This window comes from Hallella faecis (genome assembly GCF_018789675.1).
Classification (GTDB): Bacteria; Bacteroidota; Bacteroidia; order Bacteroidales; family Bacteroidaceae; genus Prevotella; species Prevotella faecis.
The window spans coordinates 17,190-37,912 of sequence record NZ_JAHKBE010000010.1 but is presented as its reverse complement, the minus strand read 5'-3'; the positions used below and the strand labels follow the sequence as shown (position 1 = coordinate 37,912).

General features: G+C 55.5%; 17 protein-coding genes and 1 pseudogene. 9 read left to right on the top strand and 9 right to left on the bottom strand.

The features are described from left to right. From KM934_RS04105 to KM934_RS04080, 6 genes and pseudogenes are all read right to left on the bottom strand, one after another. Entirely contained in the window at nt 1-618 is a 618-nt protein-coding gene (locus KM934_RS04105) for a DUF4840 domain-containing protein (RefSeq protein WP_215759353.1), read from the bottom strand. A gap of 77 nt (nt 619-695) precedes the next feature. After that, entirely contained in the window at nt 696-1,289 is a 594-nt protein-coding gene (folE, locus tag KM934_RS04100; protein ID WP_215759352.1) for a GTP cyclohydrolase I FolE, read from the bottom strand. Between the two features lie 49 nt (nt 1,290-1,338). Next, a complete protein-coding gene (locus KM934_RS04095; protein WP_215759351.1) occupies nt 1,339-2,031 on the bottom strand; it encodes an SPOR domain-containing protein in 693 nt (230 codons plus the stop codon). Between the two features lie 100 nt (nt 2,032-2,131). Continuing rightward, nucleotides 2,132-4,238, bottom strand: a pseudogene (locus KM934_RS04090) (BT_3928 family protein). 95 nt (nt 4,239-4,333) lie between these two features. Then, entirely contained in the window at nt 4,334-4,903 is a 570-nt protein-coding gene (locus tag KM934_RS04085) for a DUF1599 domain-containing protein (protein WP_215759350.1), read from the bottom strand. Between the two features lie 66 nt (nt 4,904-4,969). Then, complete coding sequence (locus tag KM934_RS04080; RefSeq protein ID WP_215759349.1) at nt 4,970-5,371, bottom strand: hypothetical protein; 402 nt, start codon at nt 5,369-5,371, stop codon at nt 4,970-4,972. 937 nt (nt 5,372-6,308) lie between these two features. On the opposite strand from KM934_RS04080, the gene KM934_RS04075 reads away from it, so the two are divergent. From KM934_RS04075 to lpxA, 5 genes are all read left to right on the top strand, one after another. Beyond that, nucleotides 6,309-7,817, top strand: coding sequence for a CCA tRNA nucleotidyltransferase (locus KM934_RS04075; protein WP_215759348.1), 1,509 nt, complete (start codon nt 6,309-6,311; stop codon nt 7,815-7,817). Between the two features lie 225 nt (nt 7,818-8,042). Further along, on the top strand, nt 8,043-9,245 hold the full coding sequence (locus KM934_RS04070; RefSeq protein WP_215759347.1) for an efflux RND transporter periplasmic adaptor subunit: 1,203 nt from the start codon (nt 8,043-8,045) through the stop codon (nt 9,243-9,245). Nucleotides 9,246-9,286: 41 nt separating this feature from the next. After that, a complete protein-coding gene (locus KM934_RS04065) occupies nt 9,287-12,556 on the top strand; it encodes an efflux RND transporter permease subunit (RefSeq protein WP_252344886.1) in 3,270 nt (1,089 codons plus the stop codon). Between the two features lie 36 nt (nt 12,557-12,592). Next, a complete protein-coding gene (locus KM934_RS04060) occupies nt 12,593-13,978 on the top strand; it encodes a TolC family protein (protein ID WP_215759346.1) in 1,386 nt (461 codons plus the stop codon). Nucleotides 13,979-14,007: 29 nt separating this feature from the next. Beyond that, complete coding sequence (gene lpxA, locus KM934_RS04055; protein WP_215759388.1) at nt 14,008-14,790, top strand: acyl-ACP--UDP-N-acetylglucosamine O-acyltransferase; 783 nt, start codon at nt 14,008-14,010, stop codon at nt 14,788-14,790. Between the two features lie 113 nt (nt 14,791-14,903). Here lpxA and KM934_RS04050 read toward each other — a convergent pair whose 3' ends face one another. The 3 genes from KM934_RS04050 to KM934_RS04040 all read right to left on the bottom strand — a co-directional run bounded on the left by KM934_RS04050 (nt 14,904) and on the right by KM934_RS04040 (nt 17,614). Beyond that, nucleotides 14,904-15,596 (bottom strand): alpha/beta hydrolase-fold protein, encoded by a 693-nt coding sequence (locus tag KM934_RS04050; RefSeq protein WP_215759345.1) that lies wholly within the window; start codon nt 15,594-15,596, stop codon nt 14,904-14,906. Continuing rightward, on the bottom strand, nt 15,593-16,735 hold the full coding sequence (locus tag KM934_RS13275; protein ID WP_215759344.1) for a GNAT family N-acetyltransferase: 1,143 nt from the start codon (nt 16,733-16,735) through the stop codon (nt 15,593-15,595). The genes KM934_RS04050 and KM934_RS13275 overlap by 4 nt, the downstream gene beginning before the upstream one ends. An 84-nt stretch (nt 16,736-16,819) precedes the next feature. Next, entirely contained in the window at nt 16,820-17,614 is a 795-nt protein-coding gene (locus KM934_RS04040) for a radical SAM protein (protein ID WP_215759343.1), read from the bottom strand. A 182-nt stretch (nt 17,615-17,796) separates the two neighbouring features. Between KM934_RS04040 and KM934_RS04035 the strand changes: the two genes are divergently transcribed. From KM934_RS04035 to truB, 4 genes are all read left to right on the top strand, one after another. Continuing rightward, nucleotides 17,797-18,681, top strand: a complete 885-nt coding sequence (locus KM934_RS04035; RefSeq protein ID WP_215759342.1) for a cell division protein FtsX — start codon at nt 17,797-17,799, stop codon at nt 18,679-18,681. 113 nt (nt 18,682-18,794) lie between these two features. After that, entirely contained in the window at nt 18,795-19,061 is a 267-nt protein-coding gene (locus tag KM934_RS04030) for a DUF3098 domain-containing protein (protein ID WP_215759341.1), read from the top strand. 6 nt (nt 19,062-19,067) lie between these two features. Continuing rightward, nucleotides 19,068-19,871: an undecaprenyl-diphosphate phosphatase gene (locus tag KM934_RS04025; RefSeq protein ID WP_215759340.1), complete on the top strand. Its 804-nt coding sequence runs from the start codon at nt 19,068-19,070 to the stop codon at nt 19,869-19,871. A gap of 25 nt (nt 19,872-19,896) precedes the next feature. Continuing rightward, the gene (gene truB, locus KM934_RS04020) at nt 19,897-20,649 is read left to right on the top strand and encodes a tRNA pseudouridine(55) synthase TruB (RefSeq protein WP_215759339.1); all 753 of its coding nucleotides are present in this window, start codon (nt 19,897-19,899) and stop codon (nt 20,647-20,649) included. Nucleotides 20,650-20,723: the final 74 nt, after the last annotated feature.

Below are 20,723 nucleotides of genomic sequence, written 5' to 3'. Positions count from 1 at the left end.
TTATTTGTCGTTGGGTGACAACTGGAAGTAGACCGTCTTGTAGATGCCCACCTGCTCCTGCCTGTTCACCATCAGGTTATAGGTGCGCATGTTGATCTCCAGGGTCTTGCGCTCATTGTTGAAGTAGCCCATGGAGTTGGGGTTGTTGTTGAGGAAGTTCACCTGCAGCTCATACTTTCGAGTGTTGATCTCCGCATTCTTGATGAAGATGCTGTAGGGCATGATGTTCAGCAGGCAGTGGGGATTGAGAAAGTTCTCGTTGTAGTAGAACGAGATTGCGCACACCAAGTCTTGTGCGGGGGCCGCCTTGATGGCGTTGCGCAGCGAGTCGTTGGCGCTTCCCTCGAGCACACCCGCGGCCAGCGAGCTGACGGGGAAGTTGTGGATGATGATCGCCGTATCGTTGACCGTGTAGCTCACGTTGTTCAGACTGTCGTATTTCACTCCGCTTGTGGCCTGCCATTTGAGCTTACCCGTGTAGGTGCCCTTCATGGCCTTCATGGCCTGCTTCATCTCGTCCTGCGAGAGTTCGTACTTATCATCGTCGCCCAGGCACGATGTGACGGTCAGCATGGTGCAGAGCGCCATGAACACTACCACCCATTTGTTCCATTTCATATTGCTATCCAGTTTATTTGTTGGTTATGATGTTGTCTTTGTTGTTGGTCGATGCGCCCCTTGCGGGCGCTATGTGGTTAGATGCGCTTCGACTCGCCTCTGAGCAGGCTCATAAACTCCTCGCGCACCTTCATGGCCTCGAACACACCGCTGTAGGCCGATGTGGTGGTGATGGAGTTTTGCTTCTCCACCCCTCTCATCTGCATGCACATGTGCTTGGCCTCGATGACCACCATCACTCCTTGCGGCTTCAACGTGTCGTTGATACACTCCATGATCTGGTGTGTGAGGCGCTCCTGCACTTGCAGGCGGTGACTGAAGATGTCCACCACGCGAGCGATCTTGCTTAGGCCGGTGATGTGGCCGTTGGGGATGTATGCCACGTGCGCCTTTCCGTAGAAGGGCAGCATGTGGTGTTCGCACATGGAAAAGAAATCGATGTCCTTGACGATGACCATCTGGTCGTAATCCTCGGCAAAGAGCGCGTCGGTGAGCACCTTGTGTGGGTCTTGCGTGTAACCACGTGTGAGGATCTGCATGGCTTTTGCCACGCGCATAGGCGTTTTTTGCAGACCTTCGCGTGTAGGGTCCTCTCCCAGGAGGGTGAGCACCTCTTTATAATGGCTTGCGAGCTCGTCGAGCCCTTCTCTAAATTCTGTTTCTGGATTCATATTGGTTGATTGACGTTTTTGTTGGAAATGTCAGTAAGGTTGTTCTTCTTTAATACTGTACGGTGATGGTTCCCTTGACGATTGTGGCGCCCTTGTATCCCATGGCCCGTAAGCTGTGGAGCATTTTCTGCGCCTCCCCATAGGTGCGATAGTTGCCCACTCGGCAAATCCATCGTGGCGAATAAAAATGCACGTAGACCGGCTGGTCGGGATGCTTCATCTTGATGGCATTGCCGATTTGCTGTGCTCGCTGCTTGTCGTCGCGCGTGTTTCCTCCGGCGAAAGCCTGCACCCGGTATCCGCTGATCTTATGGCTGTTTCGCATGACCTTCTTCGACATATCGACGGTAGGTATGCTCATTTCGCCCGTCTCCTCGGTGGTTCGTTCGGTCTTATGACCCTCCGCTTTTCTCTCCGAGGCGTTTTCTCTTTCGTGCTCTCTCTCTCGTTCCTTGTAGAGCGCTTGCGCTTTGTCCTTTGCCGCGTTGTCTTTGTTGTGGTTAGGTTTCGGTGCAACCTTCGTCTTCTCGCCGACGGTCTTACCCACGGTGGTCTTCGGTGTGGTGGTTGTCGTCGTGATGCTTTTCACACCGTTTACCAGGTTGTCGATATCCTTGCTCTGCGTCACGGTGACCTTACCCTCTCCCGGCTTCGATTTCTTCAGTTGGTCGAGGAAGGTCTGCGCGTTGGCGCTCGTGGTGGCGCACATCATGAACAGCAGTGATAGGATGGTATTGCGCATGTTGGTTGTTTGGTGAATGTTGTTAGATAATCAAAAGCCAATGAGAGCTTCCCCCTTTCGTAGGGGAAGCCTCATTGGTAATGGTTTTCGTTGGTATGAATTACTTCTTCCAAGCGTCGATGATGCCCTTGAAGTCGGCAGCCTTCAGCGAGGCTCCACCGATCAGACCACCGTCGATGTTGGGCTTGGCGAAGAGCTCAGGAGCGTTGCTTGCCTTGCAAGAGCCACCGTAGAGGATGGTTGTGTCGTCAGCGACCTCCTTGCCATACTTGTCGGCAACGATCGAACGGATGTAAGCCAGCATCTCCTCAGCCTGGTCGGAAGTGGCGGTCTTGCCGGTACCGATAGCCCAGATCGGCTCGTAAGCCAGCACGATGTTCTTCCACTCCTCAGCGGTGAGGTTGAATACGCTACCGTCGAGCTCTGCCTTCACTACCTCGTTCTGCTTGTTGGCCTCGCGCTCCTCGAGCGTCTCACCGCAGCAGAAGATAACCTTCAGGCCGTTGGCCAGCGCCAGCTGCACCTTCTCCTTGAGGATCTCAGCGGTCTCGCCGTAGTACTGGCGACGCTCAGAGTGGCCGAGGATGACATACTGAGCACCCGTAGACTTCACCATGGCGGCGCTCACCTCACCGGTGAAAGCACCCTTCTCCTTGTCGGCGCAGTTCTCAGCACCCAGGGCTACCACGTTCTGGTCGATGACCTGAGCCACGCTTGCGAGGTGGATGAACGGTGTGCAGATGATCACACCGCAGTTGGGTTTGTCGGCAACGAGTGCCTCGTTGATCTCCTTGGCCAGGGCTACGCCCTCCTGGAGGTTCTCATTCATCTTCCAGTTGCCTGCAACGATTTTCTTTCTCATTTGTTTTACGTTTTAATGGTTGATATGATGTGTTGTAAACTTATCGGTTGTGCATGATTTTCTGCTCCTCCTTCTTGAGCAACGCCTCGCCCTTTCGTATCTTCCGCCTGATGTAGAGGCTCCACGCCCACGTGCGGTCGGCGATGATGAGTAGCAGCAGGGGGATGAAGAACCATAGCGCCACCTGCGTGATGGTTTTTGCCGCGCTCTCCTCGGGCAGGTGTCCTATCTCGAGCTTGTCGATCGGTCCTTGCAGCACGTCGGCAGTGGGCAGGTCGTTGTGGCTCCACTTGCGGATGATTGTTCCGTCCTTGATGAGCAGCAGCCCCGGGTTGCTTCGGATGATGGTCTTCAGCGTTGTCTCGTCGGTGAGGCAGAACGGGTATTCGGCCCCCGTGATGTCCTCCCAGTGCTGTATGGCCCCCTCGGTGGAGGCCGTCAGGCAGTAGAAGGGTATGTGTTGCTCCTGCGCGTACTCGTAGATCTGGTCGATGCTTCCGAAGTTGGAGTCGTCGGCCACCTCGAGATGAGGCGATATGAGCAGGAAGGTGTAGCCCTTGTGGCCGAGCACCTCCTCGGTGATGTCGTCGCCGTCGGCCAGTTGGATGGCGAAGTCGTGGATGGGCGGCACGTATCCCTCTTTCACCACGACCGTCTTCGAGTCGATAAACTGCCATGTGGAGTCGGGATAGTTGTCGACGTTGAACGTCTTGCGCTTTCCGTCCTTCTCCATGACGAACGTCGTTTCAAAGACCGGTTGCTCCGCCCCTTCGGGAATCTCCATTCCCTTGGGAATGTTGGCGCCGATGTGGTAGGGCCTGAAGTCGAACAGTGGCAGGTACCACAGGCAGTAGACGCTGGTCATCACGATGAACAGTATGGTGAAGTTGATGGCTATCCATTGGTTGGGCTTCGACACGAATCGGTACATGGCGTGTGGGAATCGTGCCGTGAGGGCCGCGCAAGCCAGCAACGCCACGTTCTTGAGCAGCGTCTGCGTGTTGGTGAGGTGTATGGCGTCGCCAAAGCATCCACAGTCTTTCACGGGGTTGGCGATGGCTATCCATACGGTGATGAGCGTCATGACGGCCATCACCGCCAACAGCAACCTTGCCACCACCCTGCGCCTGATGGCAAGCATGGCGAATGTGCCGAGGGCAAACTCCATAGCGGCCAGCGCCACGGCGGCCATGAGCGTGAGCCAGTCGGGGATGGCGTTGGCCAGTCCGAGCGCCTCCAGGTAATCGTGGATCTTATACTGTGTGCCCAGCGGGTCGATGGCTTTGACGAAGCCCGAGAACACGAAGGCCGCTCCGATGAGCAACCGGCAGGCGTTCACCGCCACGCGCGTTGTCCATCTGTAGGAGGTGGTGCGGCTGTCGGCCGTGGCCTCCGGGCTGGTGGGTGCGTCTTTCAGGCTTGTCGTGTTGGGCGTTTCGCTCATGCTTGGATGTGATCGGTGCCGTTCTCCTTGAGGCGTATGGCCCCAAACACGGCATAGTTGATGATGTCCATATAGTTGGCGTCGACACCCTCCGATGCGATGGCCTGTCCGTGGATGTCCTCCAGCTCCTTCACCCGTTCAATCTTGGTGAGGATGAGGTCGGTGTAGCTGCTCACCCTCATGGTGCGCCACGCCTCTCCATAGTCGTGGTTTTTGCGCTTCATAAGCTCAAACACCTCCTTTGCGTGTTGGTCGTAGAGCTCCAGCGCCTTGTCGGGCGCCATGTCGACCCTGTCGGCGAATCCCTGCTCGAGCTGTATGAGCCCGGCGATGCCGTAGTTGATAAGCGCCAAGAATTCCGGACGTATGCCGTCGCCCACCAGCGACTTGCCCGTTATTTCGAGGGTGCGTATGCGCATGGCCTTGATGAACAGCTGGTCGGTCAGCGATGAGGGGCGCATGATGCGCCATGAGGCTCCGTAGTCGTGGAGCTTGGCGGCGAACACGTTGCGACACTCGCTCAGGGTGTCTTGAAACTGCCTGTCCGTATCTTGTTGTTTTGTCATAACGTATGCAAAGTTACACATTATTTATGATACTACGTAAAAAATGGGCGAGAAATGATGTTGTCGTCACTCCTGTTGGCGCTGGTGGATGATGCGCACGGTGCCGCAGAGGGCGTCGTAGCGAATCTGCAGCGAGTCGCGCTTGGCGCGCAGCATGTTCTGCCGGTAGAGGTTGTGCTCCTGGTCGATCTGCATGAGGGTGGCCTGCAGGGCCGAGTCGGTGCGCGCTATGTCGGCTTGCGCCATCTTGACCGACGCCTCTTGCCATATTTTCAGGGCGCGCTTGCGGCACTCGGTGGCCTTGGGGTGCTCGGCGCGCAACTCGCGTATGGCGTTGAGCGTTCCCTGGTAGTCGTTGTGCTGGTAGAGCGAGTCGATGCGTTGCATCAAGGGCTCCGCCAGTTCGTCGGCCGAGGGTTGGCAGGCGGTGAGGCAGGCGAGCGCTGCAAGCAGTAAGAGTTTTCTCATGACGTTATGGTTTAGCATGATGTGATGTGCGTTTGAAGGGGGTGTGGCGCCTTGGATGGCTCCCATCTAAACCGCAAAGGTATGAAAAAATATTGGCATGGGCGTTGATTGGTGCGCAATTAAGTTTTTTTATATCGGTATTGCGAATGAAACAAACGAACAAAGAACTTCGTGAGAAGAGCCTCGCTCCGAACCACGCTCCAACTTTTTGGAAATGCGCGATTCTCAGCGATTTTTGCAATCGTCTGATACTCAAAGCCTTGCGACAAATGATAGTGTTTTGTTAAATATTATGCGCCGTTTTGGCTTGCGAAACATGCCTAATCGAGTTGCGTGAGCTTAGAGATGGCGCTTCGAAACGTGGCCTTTCGTGCCTCGAAACATGCCAAATGGTGCCTCGATAGATGGTCTTTCGCAAGATGGGCGCTGAAAAACCGAATTTTCGAAGGATAATTCTCGCCATTTCGTTTCTATTTCATCCCTCCGCCATGACGCAGATTTTGACCAATTAACTTGACGAAATGATACGTTCTGTAGGCTTCGGATGAGACTTGCCCTTTGCCCGCTTTTGTGAGTGAGAACAACGATGTTCGTCAAATTATCGAATCTTTGGCCTCAGACGGCGTAACAACGAATTTCCCGAATTTACGAATTTGTGTAATCGTCAACGATTACCAATTTGAACGAATTTGCTGTCGCAATTAGTTAGTTCGTGTAATCACTTCCCTACGGTTAGTGGGGCTACGACAAATCTCGTTGTTCTTTCTCTGCTGGCGCTACGAAAGAGATAAAGCCGAGCGGCCGCGTCTGGGCGTAAAAACCATGGGTTCGGGGGTGCAAATCATAGCCTTTGGCGATGGGATGGACGCGGCTTATTTTGTTATCTCAATAATAATGCGTACCTTTGCACCGCTTTTTTAATATAGGACAACAAACTATGCGGATACTTAGCGACGACCAACTGGCTCAACTGCTCGACAAAGACATTTTCCATAAAATATCGGAGGCTGCCGACTCCCTGCACCTGGAGTGCTACGTGGTGGGCGGATATGTGCGCGACCTCTTCCTGGAGCGCCCATCGAACGATATCGATGTGGTGGTGGTGGGCAGTGGCATTGAGGTGGCCTCACGCCTAAAGAGCATGCTGGGTCGAAGAGCCCACCTGTCGGTGTTCCGCAACTTCGGCACGGCGCAAGTGAAATGCGGCGGACTGGAGGTGGAGTTTGTGGGCGCCCGCAAGGAGAGCTATAGCCATGACAGTAGGAAGCCCCACGTGGAAGACGGTACCCTCGAAGACGACCAGAACCGTCGCGACTTCACCATCAACGCCATGGCCGTGTGCCTCAATGGCGACCGCTTCGGCGAGCTCGTCGACCCCTTCGACGGTGTGGCCGACCTGGAGGATGGCATCATCGCCACCCCCCTCGATCCCGACATTACCTTCAGCGACGACCCCTTGCGCATGATGCGCTGTGTGCGCTTCGCCACCCAGCTCAACTTTGAGATTGAGGAGGAAACACGCGAGGCCCTCGCGCGCAACGCCGACCGACTGAAGATCATCAGCGGCGAGCGCATACAGGAGGAGCTCAACAAGATTATTCTGGCACCCCATCCCAGCACAGGATTCTTCTACCTGCGCGAGTCGGGACTGCTGCAACTCATACTGCCCGAACTGGTGGCGCTCGACCAAGTGGAGACGCGCAACGGAAGGGCACACAAAAACAACTTCTACCACACCCTTGAGGTGCTCGAAAACGTGGTGCGCGCGCAGAAGGCCAAGGCCAACGACATGCGCCTCAACGGACTGGACGACAAGGCAGCGGCGAAGGAAGGTGAGCCCACCTTCGACCACACCCTCTGGCTGCGCTGGGCAGCCCTGCTCCACGACATCGGCAAACCCAAGAGCAAGCGCTGGGAACCCGCGCAGGGATGGACGTTCCACAACCACAACTACCTCGGCGCCAAGATGGTGCCCGGCATCTTCCGTAGGCTCAAGTTGCCCCTTGACGCCAAGATGAAATATGTGCAGAAGCTCGTGGACCTCCACATGCGACCACAGGTCATCGCCGATGAGGAGGTGACCGACTCGGCCGTGAGACGAATGGTGAACGACGCCGGCGACGACATCGACGACCTGATGATGCTCTGCGAGGCCGACATCACCAGCAAAAACCAAGTGAAGAAGCAACGGTTCCTCCAAAACTTCCAACTGGTGCGAGAGAAGATCGTGGACCTCAAGGAGCGCGACTTCAAGCGACTGCTGCAACCCTGCATCGACGGAAACGAGATTATGGAGATGTTCCACCTCCAGCCCTGCCGCGAGGTGGGCGTGCTCAAGCAGACCCTAAAAGACGCCGTGCTCGACATGAAGGTGCCCAACGAGCGAGAGCCGCTCATGCAGCTCCTCATGGAGAAGGCCAAGCAGATGGGACTCATCGAAACGTAAAAAGATGGTAAAAGATAGCCTTTTTAGGAATAAATAGTGTTAAATGTGTAACCCACTGAGAGCGAGTTACATATTTATTATATAACTTTGCTCCGTGAAAACTAAAAGGAGGCTTTGAGTTTTCCAAGCGATCTTTCATCCACCCGTCCCACTTCAGTGGAGTGGACGGCGATTTTATTTGTAGGATACAACATTCAATAGACAAAAAATACATTATTAATAGGTATGACAAAGAGCAAAATTTTATTGTTTGCAGCCTTGGCTGCAATGCTTGTCTCGTGTGGAGGCAAGAAGTCATCAGGTAAGCCCAACTTTGGTGACAACGAGTATGCTGTGAGAACCATCGGTGCTCAGAGCGCAGAACTCCAGACCACGTACCCCGCTACCATCCGGGGTATGCAGGATGTGGAGATCCGTCCGAAAGTGTCGGGCTTCATCACAAAGCTGTGTGTGAAGGAAGGTCAGGCCGTCAAGGCAGGCCAGCTCCTCTTCGTGATCGACAACGTGACCTACGCCGCCGCCGTGCGCCAGGCCAAGGCCGCCGTCAACTCAGCCAAGGCTCAGCTCAACACCGCCCGCTTGACCTATAACAACAACGAGAAGCTCTTCAAGAACAACGTGATCGGTTCTTACGAGCTCCAGTCGGCCAAGAACAACATGCAGGCCGCTGCCGCAGCCCTCGCACAGGCCGAGGCCAGCTACGTGTCGGCCAAGGAAAACCTTAGCTACTGCTACGTGACCAGTCCGGCCAGCGGTGTGATCGGCGACCTGCCTTACCGCGTGGGTGCCCTTGTGAGCGCCAGCAGTCAGCAGCCATTGACCACCGTGTCGAACATCAGCACCATGCAAGTCTACTTCTCCATGACCGAGAAGGAGCTGCTCGACATGACCAAGACCGCCGGTGGCCTGCACACAGCCATTAAGGACTATCCTGCCGTGAAGCTCCAGTTGGCCGACGGAACCATCTACGACCATCCGGGACGCGTGGCCACCGTGAGCGGTGTGATCGACGCCACCACGGGTAGCGTGTCGATGCGCGCCGATTTCCCCAACCCCCAGCACCTGCTGAAGAGTGGCGGTTCGGGCTCTATCGTGGTGCCCCACGTGTCGAGCTCGGCCATTGTCATCCCCCAGTACGCTGTGGCGCAAGTGCAGGACAAGCACTTCGTGTATATCGTAGGCAAGGATAACAAGGTGAAATACTCAGCGGTGACCGTCGATCCCCAGGACGATGGCAAGAACTTCATCATCACCAGTGGCCTGAAGGTGGGCGACCGCATCGTGGTCAACGGCATCTCATCGCTTACCGACGGTGCCGAGATCAAGCCCATCACCGAGGCACAGTACCAGGAGAAGCTGAAGAAGACCGAGAAGCTGGGCGCAGCACAGGGCGACCTGAAGGAGCTCAAGAAGGCCTTCGGTAAGTAAACACACATATTTCTTAGGATAGAAACAAAAGAGATAAATCCATGAAGTTAGATAAATATATCAAGCGTCCGGTGCTCTCTACGGTGATCTCCATCGTGATGGTGATCCTCGGATTCATCGGACTCATATCGCTGCCGATTGAGCAGTACCCGAACATCGCCCCGCCTACCATCATGGTGCGTGCCTCGTACACGGGTGCTAACGCTGAGACGGTGCTCAACTCCGTGCTTGCCCCGCTGGAGGAGCAGATCAACGGTGTGGAGGGCATGACCTACATGACCTCATCGGCCACCAACAGTGGTTCGGCCTCTATCACCGTGTTCTTTAAGCAAGGCATGGACGCCGACATGTGTCAGGTGAACGTGCAGAACCGTGTGTCGCAGGCGTCGGCCCTGCTGCCCGCCGAGGTAACCAAGGCCGGTGTGCAGGTCATGAAGCGCCAGTCGTCGACGGTGATCCTCTTCGGTCTTACGGCCGACGACGACCGTTACGACGATGAGTTCCTCGCCAACTACGCCAACATCAACGTGGTGCCAGCCATCAAGCGTGTGAATGGTGTGGGTGAGTGCCAGTGCTTCTCACAGAAAGACTACACCATGCGCCTCTGGATCGACCCCGTGAAGATGAAGAGCTATGGACTGATACCGACCGACCTCACCGGTGTGCTCGCGCAGCAGAACATCGAGGCCGCCCCGGGATCGGTGGGTGAGAACACCGACAAGCAATACGAATACACCTTCCGTTACAAGGGTCGTCTGAAGACACCTGAGGAGTTTGGCGACATGATCATCAAGTCGACCAAGGACGGACAGACCATCCGCGTGAAGGATGTGGCCCGTGTGGAGATGGGCGCCCTCTCTTACTCTGTGGCATCTGAGCTCAACGGCAAGTCGTCTGTGACCATGATGGTGACACAGACCGCCGGTTCGAACGCCACTGAGATTGCCAGCGACATCAAGCAGCTGCTCGCCGAGCAGGAGAAGACCCTGCCCCCTGGACTCCATTTCGACGTGATGCAGGACGTTACCGAGTTCCTCTTCGCCTCGATCGAGGACTTGGTGAAGACCCTCTTTGAGGCCTTCGTGCTCGTGTTCATCGTGGTGTATATCTTCTTGCAAGACACCCGCTCAACGCTCATCCCACTCATCGCCGTGCCGGTGTCGTTGATCGGTACGTTCTTCTTCCTCTATGTGTTCGGCTTCTCGCTCAACCTCTTGACGCTCGCCGCCCTCGTGCTCGCCATTGCCATTGTGGTGGACGATGCCATTGTGGTGGTTGAGGCCGTGCACGCCAAGCTCGACTTGGGATACAAGTCGGCACGCCTGGCCTCTATCGACGCCATGAACGAGATTTCGGGAGCCATCATCTCCATCACCCTTGTGATGGCCGCCGTGTTTATCCCCGTGTCGTTCATGGGTGGTACAACCGGTACGTTCTACCGTGAGTTTGGTATTACGATGGCCATCTCCATCGTGATCTCGGCCCTTAACGCCTTGACCCTCTCGCCGGCTCTCTGCGCCATCCTGCTGAAGCCGAAGAACGAGGACGGCAGCGAACGCAAGATGTCGATGGTCGACCGCTTCCACGCTTCGTTCAACGCCGCCTACGGCAAGGTGCAAGACCGTTACCGCAATGGTGTGCGCCGCATCGTGGAGCGCCCCATCATCGCCATCGCATCGGTCATCGTGGGTATCGTTGTCATGGGCGTGCTCATGGCAACCACCAAGACCGGTCTGGTGCCTGATGAGGATACGGGTACCGTGTTCTGTACTGTGTCGACGCCTCCGGGAACCTCTATGAAGAAGACCCAGGAGGTGATGGACCAGGTGGACCGCATGCTCGCCACCAACCCCGCCATCGAGAGCCGTATGCGCATCACCGGTTACAACTTCATTGCCGGTCAGGGTTCCAACCAGGGAACGTTCATCGTCAAGCTGAAGTCGTTTGAGGAGCGCCAGAAGATGGAGGGCCCGCTGAAGTATGTGGGTGTGCACAACCTCGGTTCGACCATGGTGCTCGGTATGATCTACAAGCAGACAGCCGCCATCAAGGGCGCACAGATCCTCGCCTTCCAGCCGCCTATGGTGCAGGGATTCTCGGCCACCAACGGTCTGACCTTCTCTATGCAGGACCGCACCGGTGGCGATGTGAACAAGTTCTTCGACGTGACGCAGAACTTCATCGCAGAGCTCAACAAGCGTCCGGAGATCTCGAACGCCATGACCTCCTACAACACCAAGTATCCGCAGTATAAGATCGACGTGGATGTGGCCAAGTGTAAGCAGAGCGGTATCGATCCCTCAACGGTGCTCACCACCATGCAGGGCTATTACGGAGGTATGTACGCCTCCAACTTCAACTCTTACGGTAAGCTCTATCGTGTGTATATCCAGTCGGATCCCAAGGATCGCGCCGACCTGAAGAGCCTCGACAACATCTACGTGCGCACATCGGCCGGCGAGATGGCACCCATCAAGGAGTATGTGTCGTTGACCCGTGTGTATGGACCGCAGGAGATCGACCGATTCAACCTCTTCACCTCTATCAACGTGAACGCATCGGCCGCCGAAGGCTATTCGACCGGCGACGCCCTGAACGCCATGGCTGAGGTGGCCAAGACCTCGCTGCCCGCGGGCTATAGCTATGAGTTCTCGGGTCTGACACGTAACGAGCAGGAGTCGAGCAACTCTACGGCGATGATCTTCATCCTCTGTCTGACCTTCGTGTACCTCATCCTCGCAGCCCAGTACGAATCGTACCTGCTGCCGTTGTCGGTAATCCTCTCCATCCCCTTCGGATTGGCCGGAGCATTCCTGTTCACCAACATGTTTGGTAACAACAACGATATCTACATGCAGATCGCCCTCATCATGTTGATGGGTCTGTTGGCCAAGAACGCCATCTTGATCGTGCAGTTTGCCTTGGAGCGTCGACAGACCGGTATGGCCATCTCATGGTCGGCCGTGCTCGGAGCCGCAGCCCGTCTGCGTCCTATCCTGATGACCTCGTTGGCCATGATCATCGGTCTGCTTCCTATGTTGATGCCTTGGGGTGTGGGCTACCATGGTAACATGACCCTGGGTGCCGCCGCCATCGGAGGTATGCTCATCGGTATGCTCTGCCAGATTATGATTGTGCCGGCCCTCTTCTACATCTTCCAGACATTGCAGGAGAAGGTGAAGCCCATCGAGTTTGAGGACGACAATGCCGACGTGGCTACGGAGCTCAAGCAGTATACCAACCCGCTGGCTGCCAACTTCCGCACAGGCGAGGAGAAGCTTGCAGGCGACAAAGCCAATCCTAACATGTAATATTCAGCGTCAACATGTCAATATAACAGCATTAAGATGAAAATTAAGAATATCATTCCGATAGCATTCGCAGCTGCTCTGATGAGCAGTTGCGGAATCTACACCAAATATGAGCGCCCCGACGTGAACACCGCCGGACTGGTGCGCGACTCGGCCTCGGTGGCCGATACGCTCGCCGTGGCCGACACCACGAGCTTTGGCAACCTGCCTTGGAGGAGCGTGTTTACCGACCCGCAGCTGCAGGCGCTCATCGAGAAGGGACTGGAGAGCAACGTCAACATGCTCAACGCAGCCCTTAACGTACAGATGGTGGAGGCACAGTTGAAGGTGGCCAAGCTCGCTTTCGTGCCCTCGTTCACCTTCTCGCCCCAAGGCACCATCGCTTCGTGGGATGGAAACAAGGCCACCAAGACCTACTCGCTGCCCATCACGGCCAGTTGGAGCGTGGACCTCTTCGGAAACCTGCTCAACCAGAAACGTAGCGCACAGATGAGCCTTCTGGCCACCAAGGAATATCAGCTCGTGGTGAAGACCAAGCTCATCTCCAACATCGCCAACATGTACTACACCCTCCTCATGCTCGACAAGCAGCTTGAGGTGGTGGACAACATGGCGTCGCTGGTGAAGGAAACGTGGAACATCATGAAGATTCAGAAGGAGTTGGGACGCACCAAGGAAACCAGCGTGCAGAGCGCCGAGAGCAACTACTACTCTGTGCTCGCGCAGGCCACCGACCTGAAGCGACAGATTCGCGAGACCGAGAACTCGCTCTCGCTGCTCCTCGGACAGTCGGCGCAGCACATCGCACGTGGCAAGCTCGACGCACAGTCGCTGCCTTCAACGTTCTCAACGGGTGTGGGCATTCAGTTGCTCAACAACCGTCCCGACGTGCACTATGCCGAGATGGCTCTCGCACAATGCTTCTATGATGTGAACACCGCCCGTTCGCGCTTCTATCCCAACATCACCATCAGCGGCACGGGTGCCTTCACCAACAGCGGTGGCATGGGCATCGTGAACCCGGGTAAGATGCTTTTCAACGCCGTGGGTAGCCTGGTGCAGCCCATCTTCCAGCATGGCGTACTCATCGCCGGACTGAAGGTGGCCAAGGCACAGCAGGAGCAGGCGTTCAACACATGGCAGAACGCGGTGCTCTCTGCAGGCAGTGAGGTGAGCAACGCCCTCGTGCTCTACAACTCATCGGAGGAGAAGAGCCAGTTGGAGGCCAAGCAAGTGGAGAGCCTGAAGAAGAACGTGGAGTACACCAAGCTCCTCTTCAACGACGGAAGCAGCACCTATCTCGAGGTGATCACAGCCCAGCAGAGCCTGCTCAACGCAGAGCTTGCGAAGGTGGCCGACGACTTCTATAAGATGCAAGCCGTGGTGAACCTCTACTACGCACTTGGTGGAGGACGCGATTAACGTTTCATTCTTTACATTAAAGCATTCAGATTATGAACAACATAAGTCCACAAGCATACGTCGACCCTAAGGCGAAGATCGGCAACAACGTTACCATCTATCCCTTCGCTTACATCGAGGGCGACGTGGAGATAGGCGACGATTGCGTCATCTATCCCTATGTGAGCATCATGAACGGCACTCGTCTGGGACGTGGAAACAAGGTGTACCAGAACACGGTGCTCGGCGCTGAGCCACAAGACTTCAACTACAAGGGTGAGATTACCACCCTTGAGATTGGCGATGAAAACATCATTCGCGAGAACGTGGTGATCAACCGTGCCACCTATGCCACAGGCAAGACACACATCGGAAACCGCAACTTCCTCATGGAGGGTGTGCATATCAGTCACGACACCGACGTGCACGACTATTGTGTGTTTGGTTATGGTACCAAGATCGCTGGCGACTGCGAGATACACAGTGGCATCATCTTCTCATCAGGCGTGATCGTCAACGCACAGGTTCGTGTGGGAACAGCTGCCATGGTGACCAGCGGATGCCGTGTGAGCAAGGATGTGCCGCCTTTCATCGTGGCCACCGACAACCCCGTGCGCTATGCAGGGCTGAACCAAGAGATGCTGCGTAGCCATGGCATCAGCGACAAGGTGCTCAACCATCTGGCCAACGCCTACCGCCTCGTGTTCCATGGACAGACGTCGGTCTTCGACGCCGCCTTCCAGATCAAGGAGCAGGTGCCCGACGGATCAGCCGTGAGAAATGTGGTGAACTTTATTCAGAGCACGAAACTCGGAATCATAGGAAAATTATAATTCATACCTATAATTATTATGTAACAGGGGTTGGATGGTTGTGAAACCATTCCAGCCCCTTTTACAATGGTGGGTATGATGTGTGCGAAAGCCCCTGGTGGGGCGGACCTGGACTATGCTTGCTCTTGGAGTCGGTTGAGGGTCCAGGCGTAGGCTTGGGCGGTGCGAGCGTCCATGTGGTCGAAGTGGCCGCCTTCGTTCCATTGGAGCGTGGTGTTGTTAGGGCCGAGCTGTTGCTCCAACAGTTGCTGTTCGAAGCGGATGTTGGCACCAACGCGTGCCATCGAGAGGTTGCGCACATGCTCCTCCTTGCGGCCAATGCTCAGGTAGGCCACCTTAGAAAGGGTGGGGTGAGAACTGGCAAACGTTTGCCAACCATCGATCCACACCGAGGGAGAGGCGGCCGCTATGCCGGTGAACACGTCGGTTTGTGTGGCAGCCCACAGAGAGAAGAGGGCAGCCAGGGAATAGCCGCCCAGGACGACGGGTAGGTCGCCAAACCGCTGTTGCAACACGGGCAACAGGCGGTGGGTAATAAACCGTAGCGTTTCTTCGGCGTGATGGCCCACCTCCTCGCGCCGCGAGATGGCGTCGTCGTGCCAAGGCGACATCTGCAAATGCCAGTCGTCGATCTTGAAGGCAGCCATGACGAAGGGGCGCGGTGTGTGTTGGGCTATCAGCGCCACCTCGTGGCCGATGGTGGCCACCTCCTTCCGCTCAAGCGGTTGGATGAGCAACGCCACGGGATTGTCGTGCACGTAAAGGTCTACTGCGATGTCGAGGTTGTCGAGGGTAAGGTGTTTCATTCTTCCTTGATGATGTTTCCTTCAGCCTGTTGGGCGTATGATAGGCATGCGTCGGTGTGGTCGTTGATGATGCCGATGGCTTGCAAGAACGAGTAGATAATGATGGATCCCACATATTTGAATCCACGTTTCTTCATGTCCTTGGCCACAAGGTCGGAGAGGGCGTTGCGGGTGCATTCCTTGTTTTGGTGACTGGGGTAGCGCCACGTCTGTCGGTTCGTGAAATGCCAGATGTACAGGTCGAAGCTACCAAACTCCTGAGCCACCTGCAAGAAAGCCTTGGCGTTGTAGACCATGGCCTGTACCTTGCGCGGCGAACGAATCATGCCCTTGGTGTTGAGGATGCGGTTGATGTCCTCCTCGGTGAACCGTGACACATGCTCTGGGTCGAAACCTGCGAAGCATTGGCGGAATACCTCGCGGCGCTCGAGCATCATGAGCCATGACAGGCCACACGACATGCTCTCCATGACAAGCATCTCGAAGAGGCGGTGCTCGTCGTGAAGCGGCACGCCCCATTCCTCATCATGGTACTTCTCAAGCAGGGCGTTGCCTACAGCCCACAAGCAGCGGGGAGGGTACTGCATGTGCTTCATGTCGTGGCCGCCCCATGTGGTCATGTTGACGAAGCGGAATCCCAAGACCACGTACAATCGCTCGGCCCACGGATGCGTCAGGTCGACCAGCAGTCCTACGGGTTGGCGTCGACCATGACGCCGTATCAGTTCGAGCATCAAGGCCGATGCGATGCCTTGCTTGCGGTACTCGGGGTTCACGGCCAGCGTGTCGACGTAGTATTCGCCCGCCTGCGTTTCATCGAGTATGCCCGAGAAGTCGCGGTCCATCTGCTCCTTGATCGTTTCGAGGAAAGCCCGTCGCAACGAATGCAAGTGGGCGCCATCGTAGCCGATGATGACGCCGGCGATGTCGCCCTTCGGCGTCTTGGCAACCAGTGCGTTGCGGTAACTGTACTGGCTGTCGTCACGAGCCACTAAGCCCGTCATCATCTGTCGGAACTCGTCCAGCGTGTGGTGGGGCCCGGCAAAGTGTTGGCAACAATCCTCGTCCATGGCCATCATGATGAGGGGGGCAATGCTGGGCGCCTGGTCGGGCGTTGCGGGTTCTATATGGTATTTCATGGTTGAAGTGAATGGGGCGGTTTGCCTATGTTGTTGTTCGCCACTAATCGTAGTGGTTTGGGAGATGGTTGGGACTTGCGCACCTTAGTAAGACGCGGTGCAGGGGAAGCCTGCGGCCACCACTCGGTCGCGTATGCTGTCGAGCTCCTCGTGGGTAGCCTTGCATAAGTTGTGGTCGGGGGTCTCGCGGTCGATGGTGTAAACCATCACACCTTGGGGCTTGATGGCCTTCACGGCTTCCAACCACGGCTCCACATATCGGTCGCTTGTGTTGTCGACCGACACCGTCTGGCCTTTGCGGTCGACGGTTGTTCCCTTCATAAACATGGTCTGTATGATGACGTGGCCATTGAAAAGCTTCATGTTCTCAATCACCTTCATCACGTCGTAGCTCGGTTGGGCGGGGCGGTCGGTCAACTGGATGTAGTCGGCGTCGACCGTGTCGAGTTTCAGAATGTTATTGTCCACCTTCATCAAGGCCTGCCGTGTCCGTTCGTGACCTATAAACGTGGAATTGCTCAGCACGCTGATCTTCGCGTCGGGGCACCACTTGTCGCGCAAACGGATGGTGTCGTCGATGATTTCGGGGAAATGGGGATTGCTGGTGGGCTCACCGTTTCCGGCAAACGTCAGCACATCGGGGTGCTCACCATCGTTGTGCATCTTTTCCAGTTGGCGAGCCAAAGCCTCGGCCACCTCCTCGCGTGAGGGGTGGTGGGTATGGGTGTGATGATCCTTGTTGAAACCGCATTCGCAATAAATGCAGTCGAAAGTGCAAATCTTACCGTCGGCCGGCATCAGGTTGATGCCTAAGCTCAGTCCCAAGCGGCGGCTGTGAACGGGTCCATAGATGGGACTTGGAAAAATGATAGTGCTCATGATTCTTGTTTGGCTTATAATGGGTTTCGGATGACCTTCCCGGAGGGCGTGGCCCATCCTTCGACCTGCAAAGATACAGATAATTATCTGAGGGTTGAAGTTAACACACGTTAAACTCTCTTGTTTGTGACATTTTTTTTGTTACTTTGCATGCAAATTTGGGTTATTATAGCCATTTGAAAATGGGACATAAACGAAAAAAGGCCAGTAGGCGCTCTATACGCCTGCAATCGGTCACGCTTTGTATTAGCACCGCTCTGGTGCTTATCCTCTTGGGACTGGTTGTTTTCTCCACATTGCTGGGGCGCAACTTGTCGTCATACGTCAAGGAGAATTTGGTGGTCACCATGATGCTCGAACAGGACATGACCGACACCGAGGCGCAGACCATGTGCCGCGGCTTGGCCAAGCGCCCTTACATCAAGAGCATCCATTTCATCAGTAAGACACAGGCTTTGAAAGAGGCTACCAAGGAGATGGGTACCGACCCGTCGGAGTTTACCGATGGTGTCAATCCGCTTCCGTCGTCGGTCGACCTCACGTTGAAGAGCGATTATGCCAACAACGACTCGTTGAAGTGGATAGCCAAGGAGCTTAAGCAATATCCGAAAGTGTCGGAGATCAACTATCAGCGCGACCTCGTTGAGGCTGTGAACCGCAACCTCACGAAGATCGGCTTGGTGCTGCTCGTCCTGGCGGTGCTGCTCACCTTCGTGTCGTTCTCGCTGATCAACAACACCGTGCGCTTGGGAATCTATGCGCGTCGCTTCTCCATTCACACCATGAAACTGGTGGGAGCGTCGTGGGGCTTCATCCGTTGGCCATTCCTTCGTCGCGCCATCGCCACAGGCATGTTGGCAGCTATCTTGGCGTGTGCAGTGCTGGGTGGCGGCATGTATCTGCTCTATTGCTACGAGCCCGACGTGCTGACTGTCATCTCATGGGAGGAGATGGCCATCACCGCCATTGCCGTGTTCCTCTTTGGAATCATTATAACCGCAATGTGTGCCTGCATTTCCGTCAACAAGTTCCTGAAGATGAAGGCTGGCGAACTCTATAAAATTTAATTTATCATTCAAATAAATCGCGAGAGGGGAGCGGCCCTAAGCGGTTCCGCCAGTTGAGCATTGGTGGAATCCCGTGTGGCTCGGCCGCCTTTCGTAAAGTTGAAATTCTAACTATGGATAGAAGAAATTTAGCATTCGACCGTACCAACTTCATTTTGTTGGCCATCGGTTTCGCTATCGTAGTCATCGGTTTTATCCTGATGAGCGGTCCGTCGTCGACCGAGGAAGCGTTCAATCCCGACATCTTTAGCGCACGTCGCATTAAGGTGGCTCCCGTGGTGTGCTTCGTGGGATTCGTCTCTATGATCTATGCCATTGTGCGCAAGCCCAAGGACAATGGTGCCGACAAGCAACTCGACGAACAAAAGAAGGAGGATTAATAAGGTATGAACGAACTTCAAGCTATTCTCTTAGGTATCATCCAGGGTCTTACGGAGTATTTGCCCGTCAGTAGCAGTGGTCACCTGACCATTGTGTCGTCGTTCATGGATGTGGAAGGAGCCGACAACCTGGCGTTTACCGTTGCCGTCCATGTGGCTACGGTGTTGAGCACGTTGGTTATCTTCTGGAAGCAGATCGTGTGGATCTTCCGCGACCTCTTTAAGTTCTCTTGGAACGAGGGCACACGCTACGCAGCGCTCATTGCCCTGTCGATGATTCCCGTGGGTATCGTTGGTGTGTTCTTCAAAGATGCGGTGGAGGAGATTTTCGGATCAGGCTTGCTCATAGTGGGCATCATGCTTCTGTTGACCGCAGCCCTGCTCTCCTTCTCTTATTTCGCCAAACCCCGTCAGAAGGAAAAGATTAGTTTCAAGGACGCTTTCATCATTGGCTTGGCCCAGGCTTGCGCCGTGATGCCCGGCCTGTCGCGTTCAGGAAGCACCATCGCCACAGGCTTGTTGCTCGGCGACAAGAAGGAGAAGCTGGCACAGTTCTCTTTCCTCATGGTCATTCCTCCCATTTTGGGCGAGGCTTTGCTCGACGTGATTAAGATGATGAAGGGCGGTGTGGCCACCGTTATGGGCGACATCCCCTTGTCGTCGCTCATCGTTGGATTCATCGCTGCGTTTATCTTCGGATGCCTGGCCTGCCGTTGGATGGTCGACATCGTGAAGCGCGGCAAGCTCATCTACTTCGCTGTGTATTGCGCAGTGGTAGGTCTCGGCGTCATCATATTTAGCATCCTCTAATCCTCCAGCGAGTCAACGAATGCAAATGGACTTCATACAAGGCGAGATCATCGCCATCGACAAGCCCTATCGCATGTCGAGTTTCGGAGCGTTGGCCCACATACGCTACCTGCTTTCCAAATATTTGGGCAAGAAGGTGAAGGTGGGTCACGCAGGAACGCTCGACCCTTTGGCCACTGGTGTGCTCGTTCTATGCACGGGGCGATGCACCAAGCGTATTGAGGAATTGCAGAGCCACACTAAGGAATACACCGCCACCCTTCAGTTGGGTGCCACCACCGATAGCTACGACTGCGAGCACACCGTGAACCACACCTACCCCTGGCGCCACATTACCAAGGAGTTGGTGCTCGAGACCCTTCCGCAATTTGTGGGCGACATTGATCAGGTGCCACCCACATATAGCGCTTGCAAGGTGGATGGTGCGCGTGCGTACCAGCTTCGTCGCAATGGCGAGCAGGTGGAGTTGCAGCCCAAGCGCGTCCGCATCGATGAGATAGAGCTCACCGATTTCGACGCCGAGCAACATCGCATATCCATCCGCGTGGTCTGCGGCAAGGGCACCTACATCCGTGCTTTGGCCCGTGATCTGGGTAGAGCCATGGGAAGTGGCGCGTACCTCACCGACCTGAGGCGCACGCGAGTGGGTGATTTCACGGTCGACAACTGCATCAGCTTCGACCACTTCTGTGAGTGGTTGGCAGAGCAAGACGTGGTGATGCCGAAGCAAGAGGAGAAAAAACACAATCGGGTGGAAGGCAAAAAGCCCATTGGCTAACATCCCTACACCTATCAAATAATAACGTTCGTCGTGCCCACTTGTAGCCCAATGGGGCGCGATGTTTATGTTTT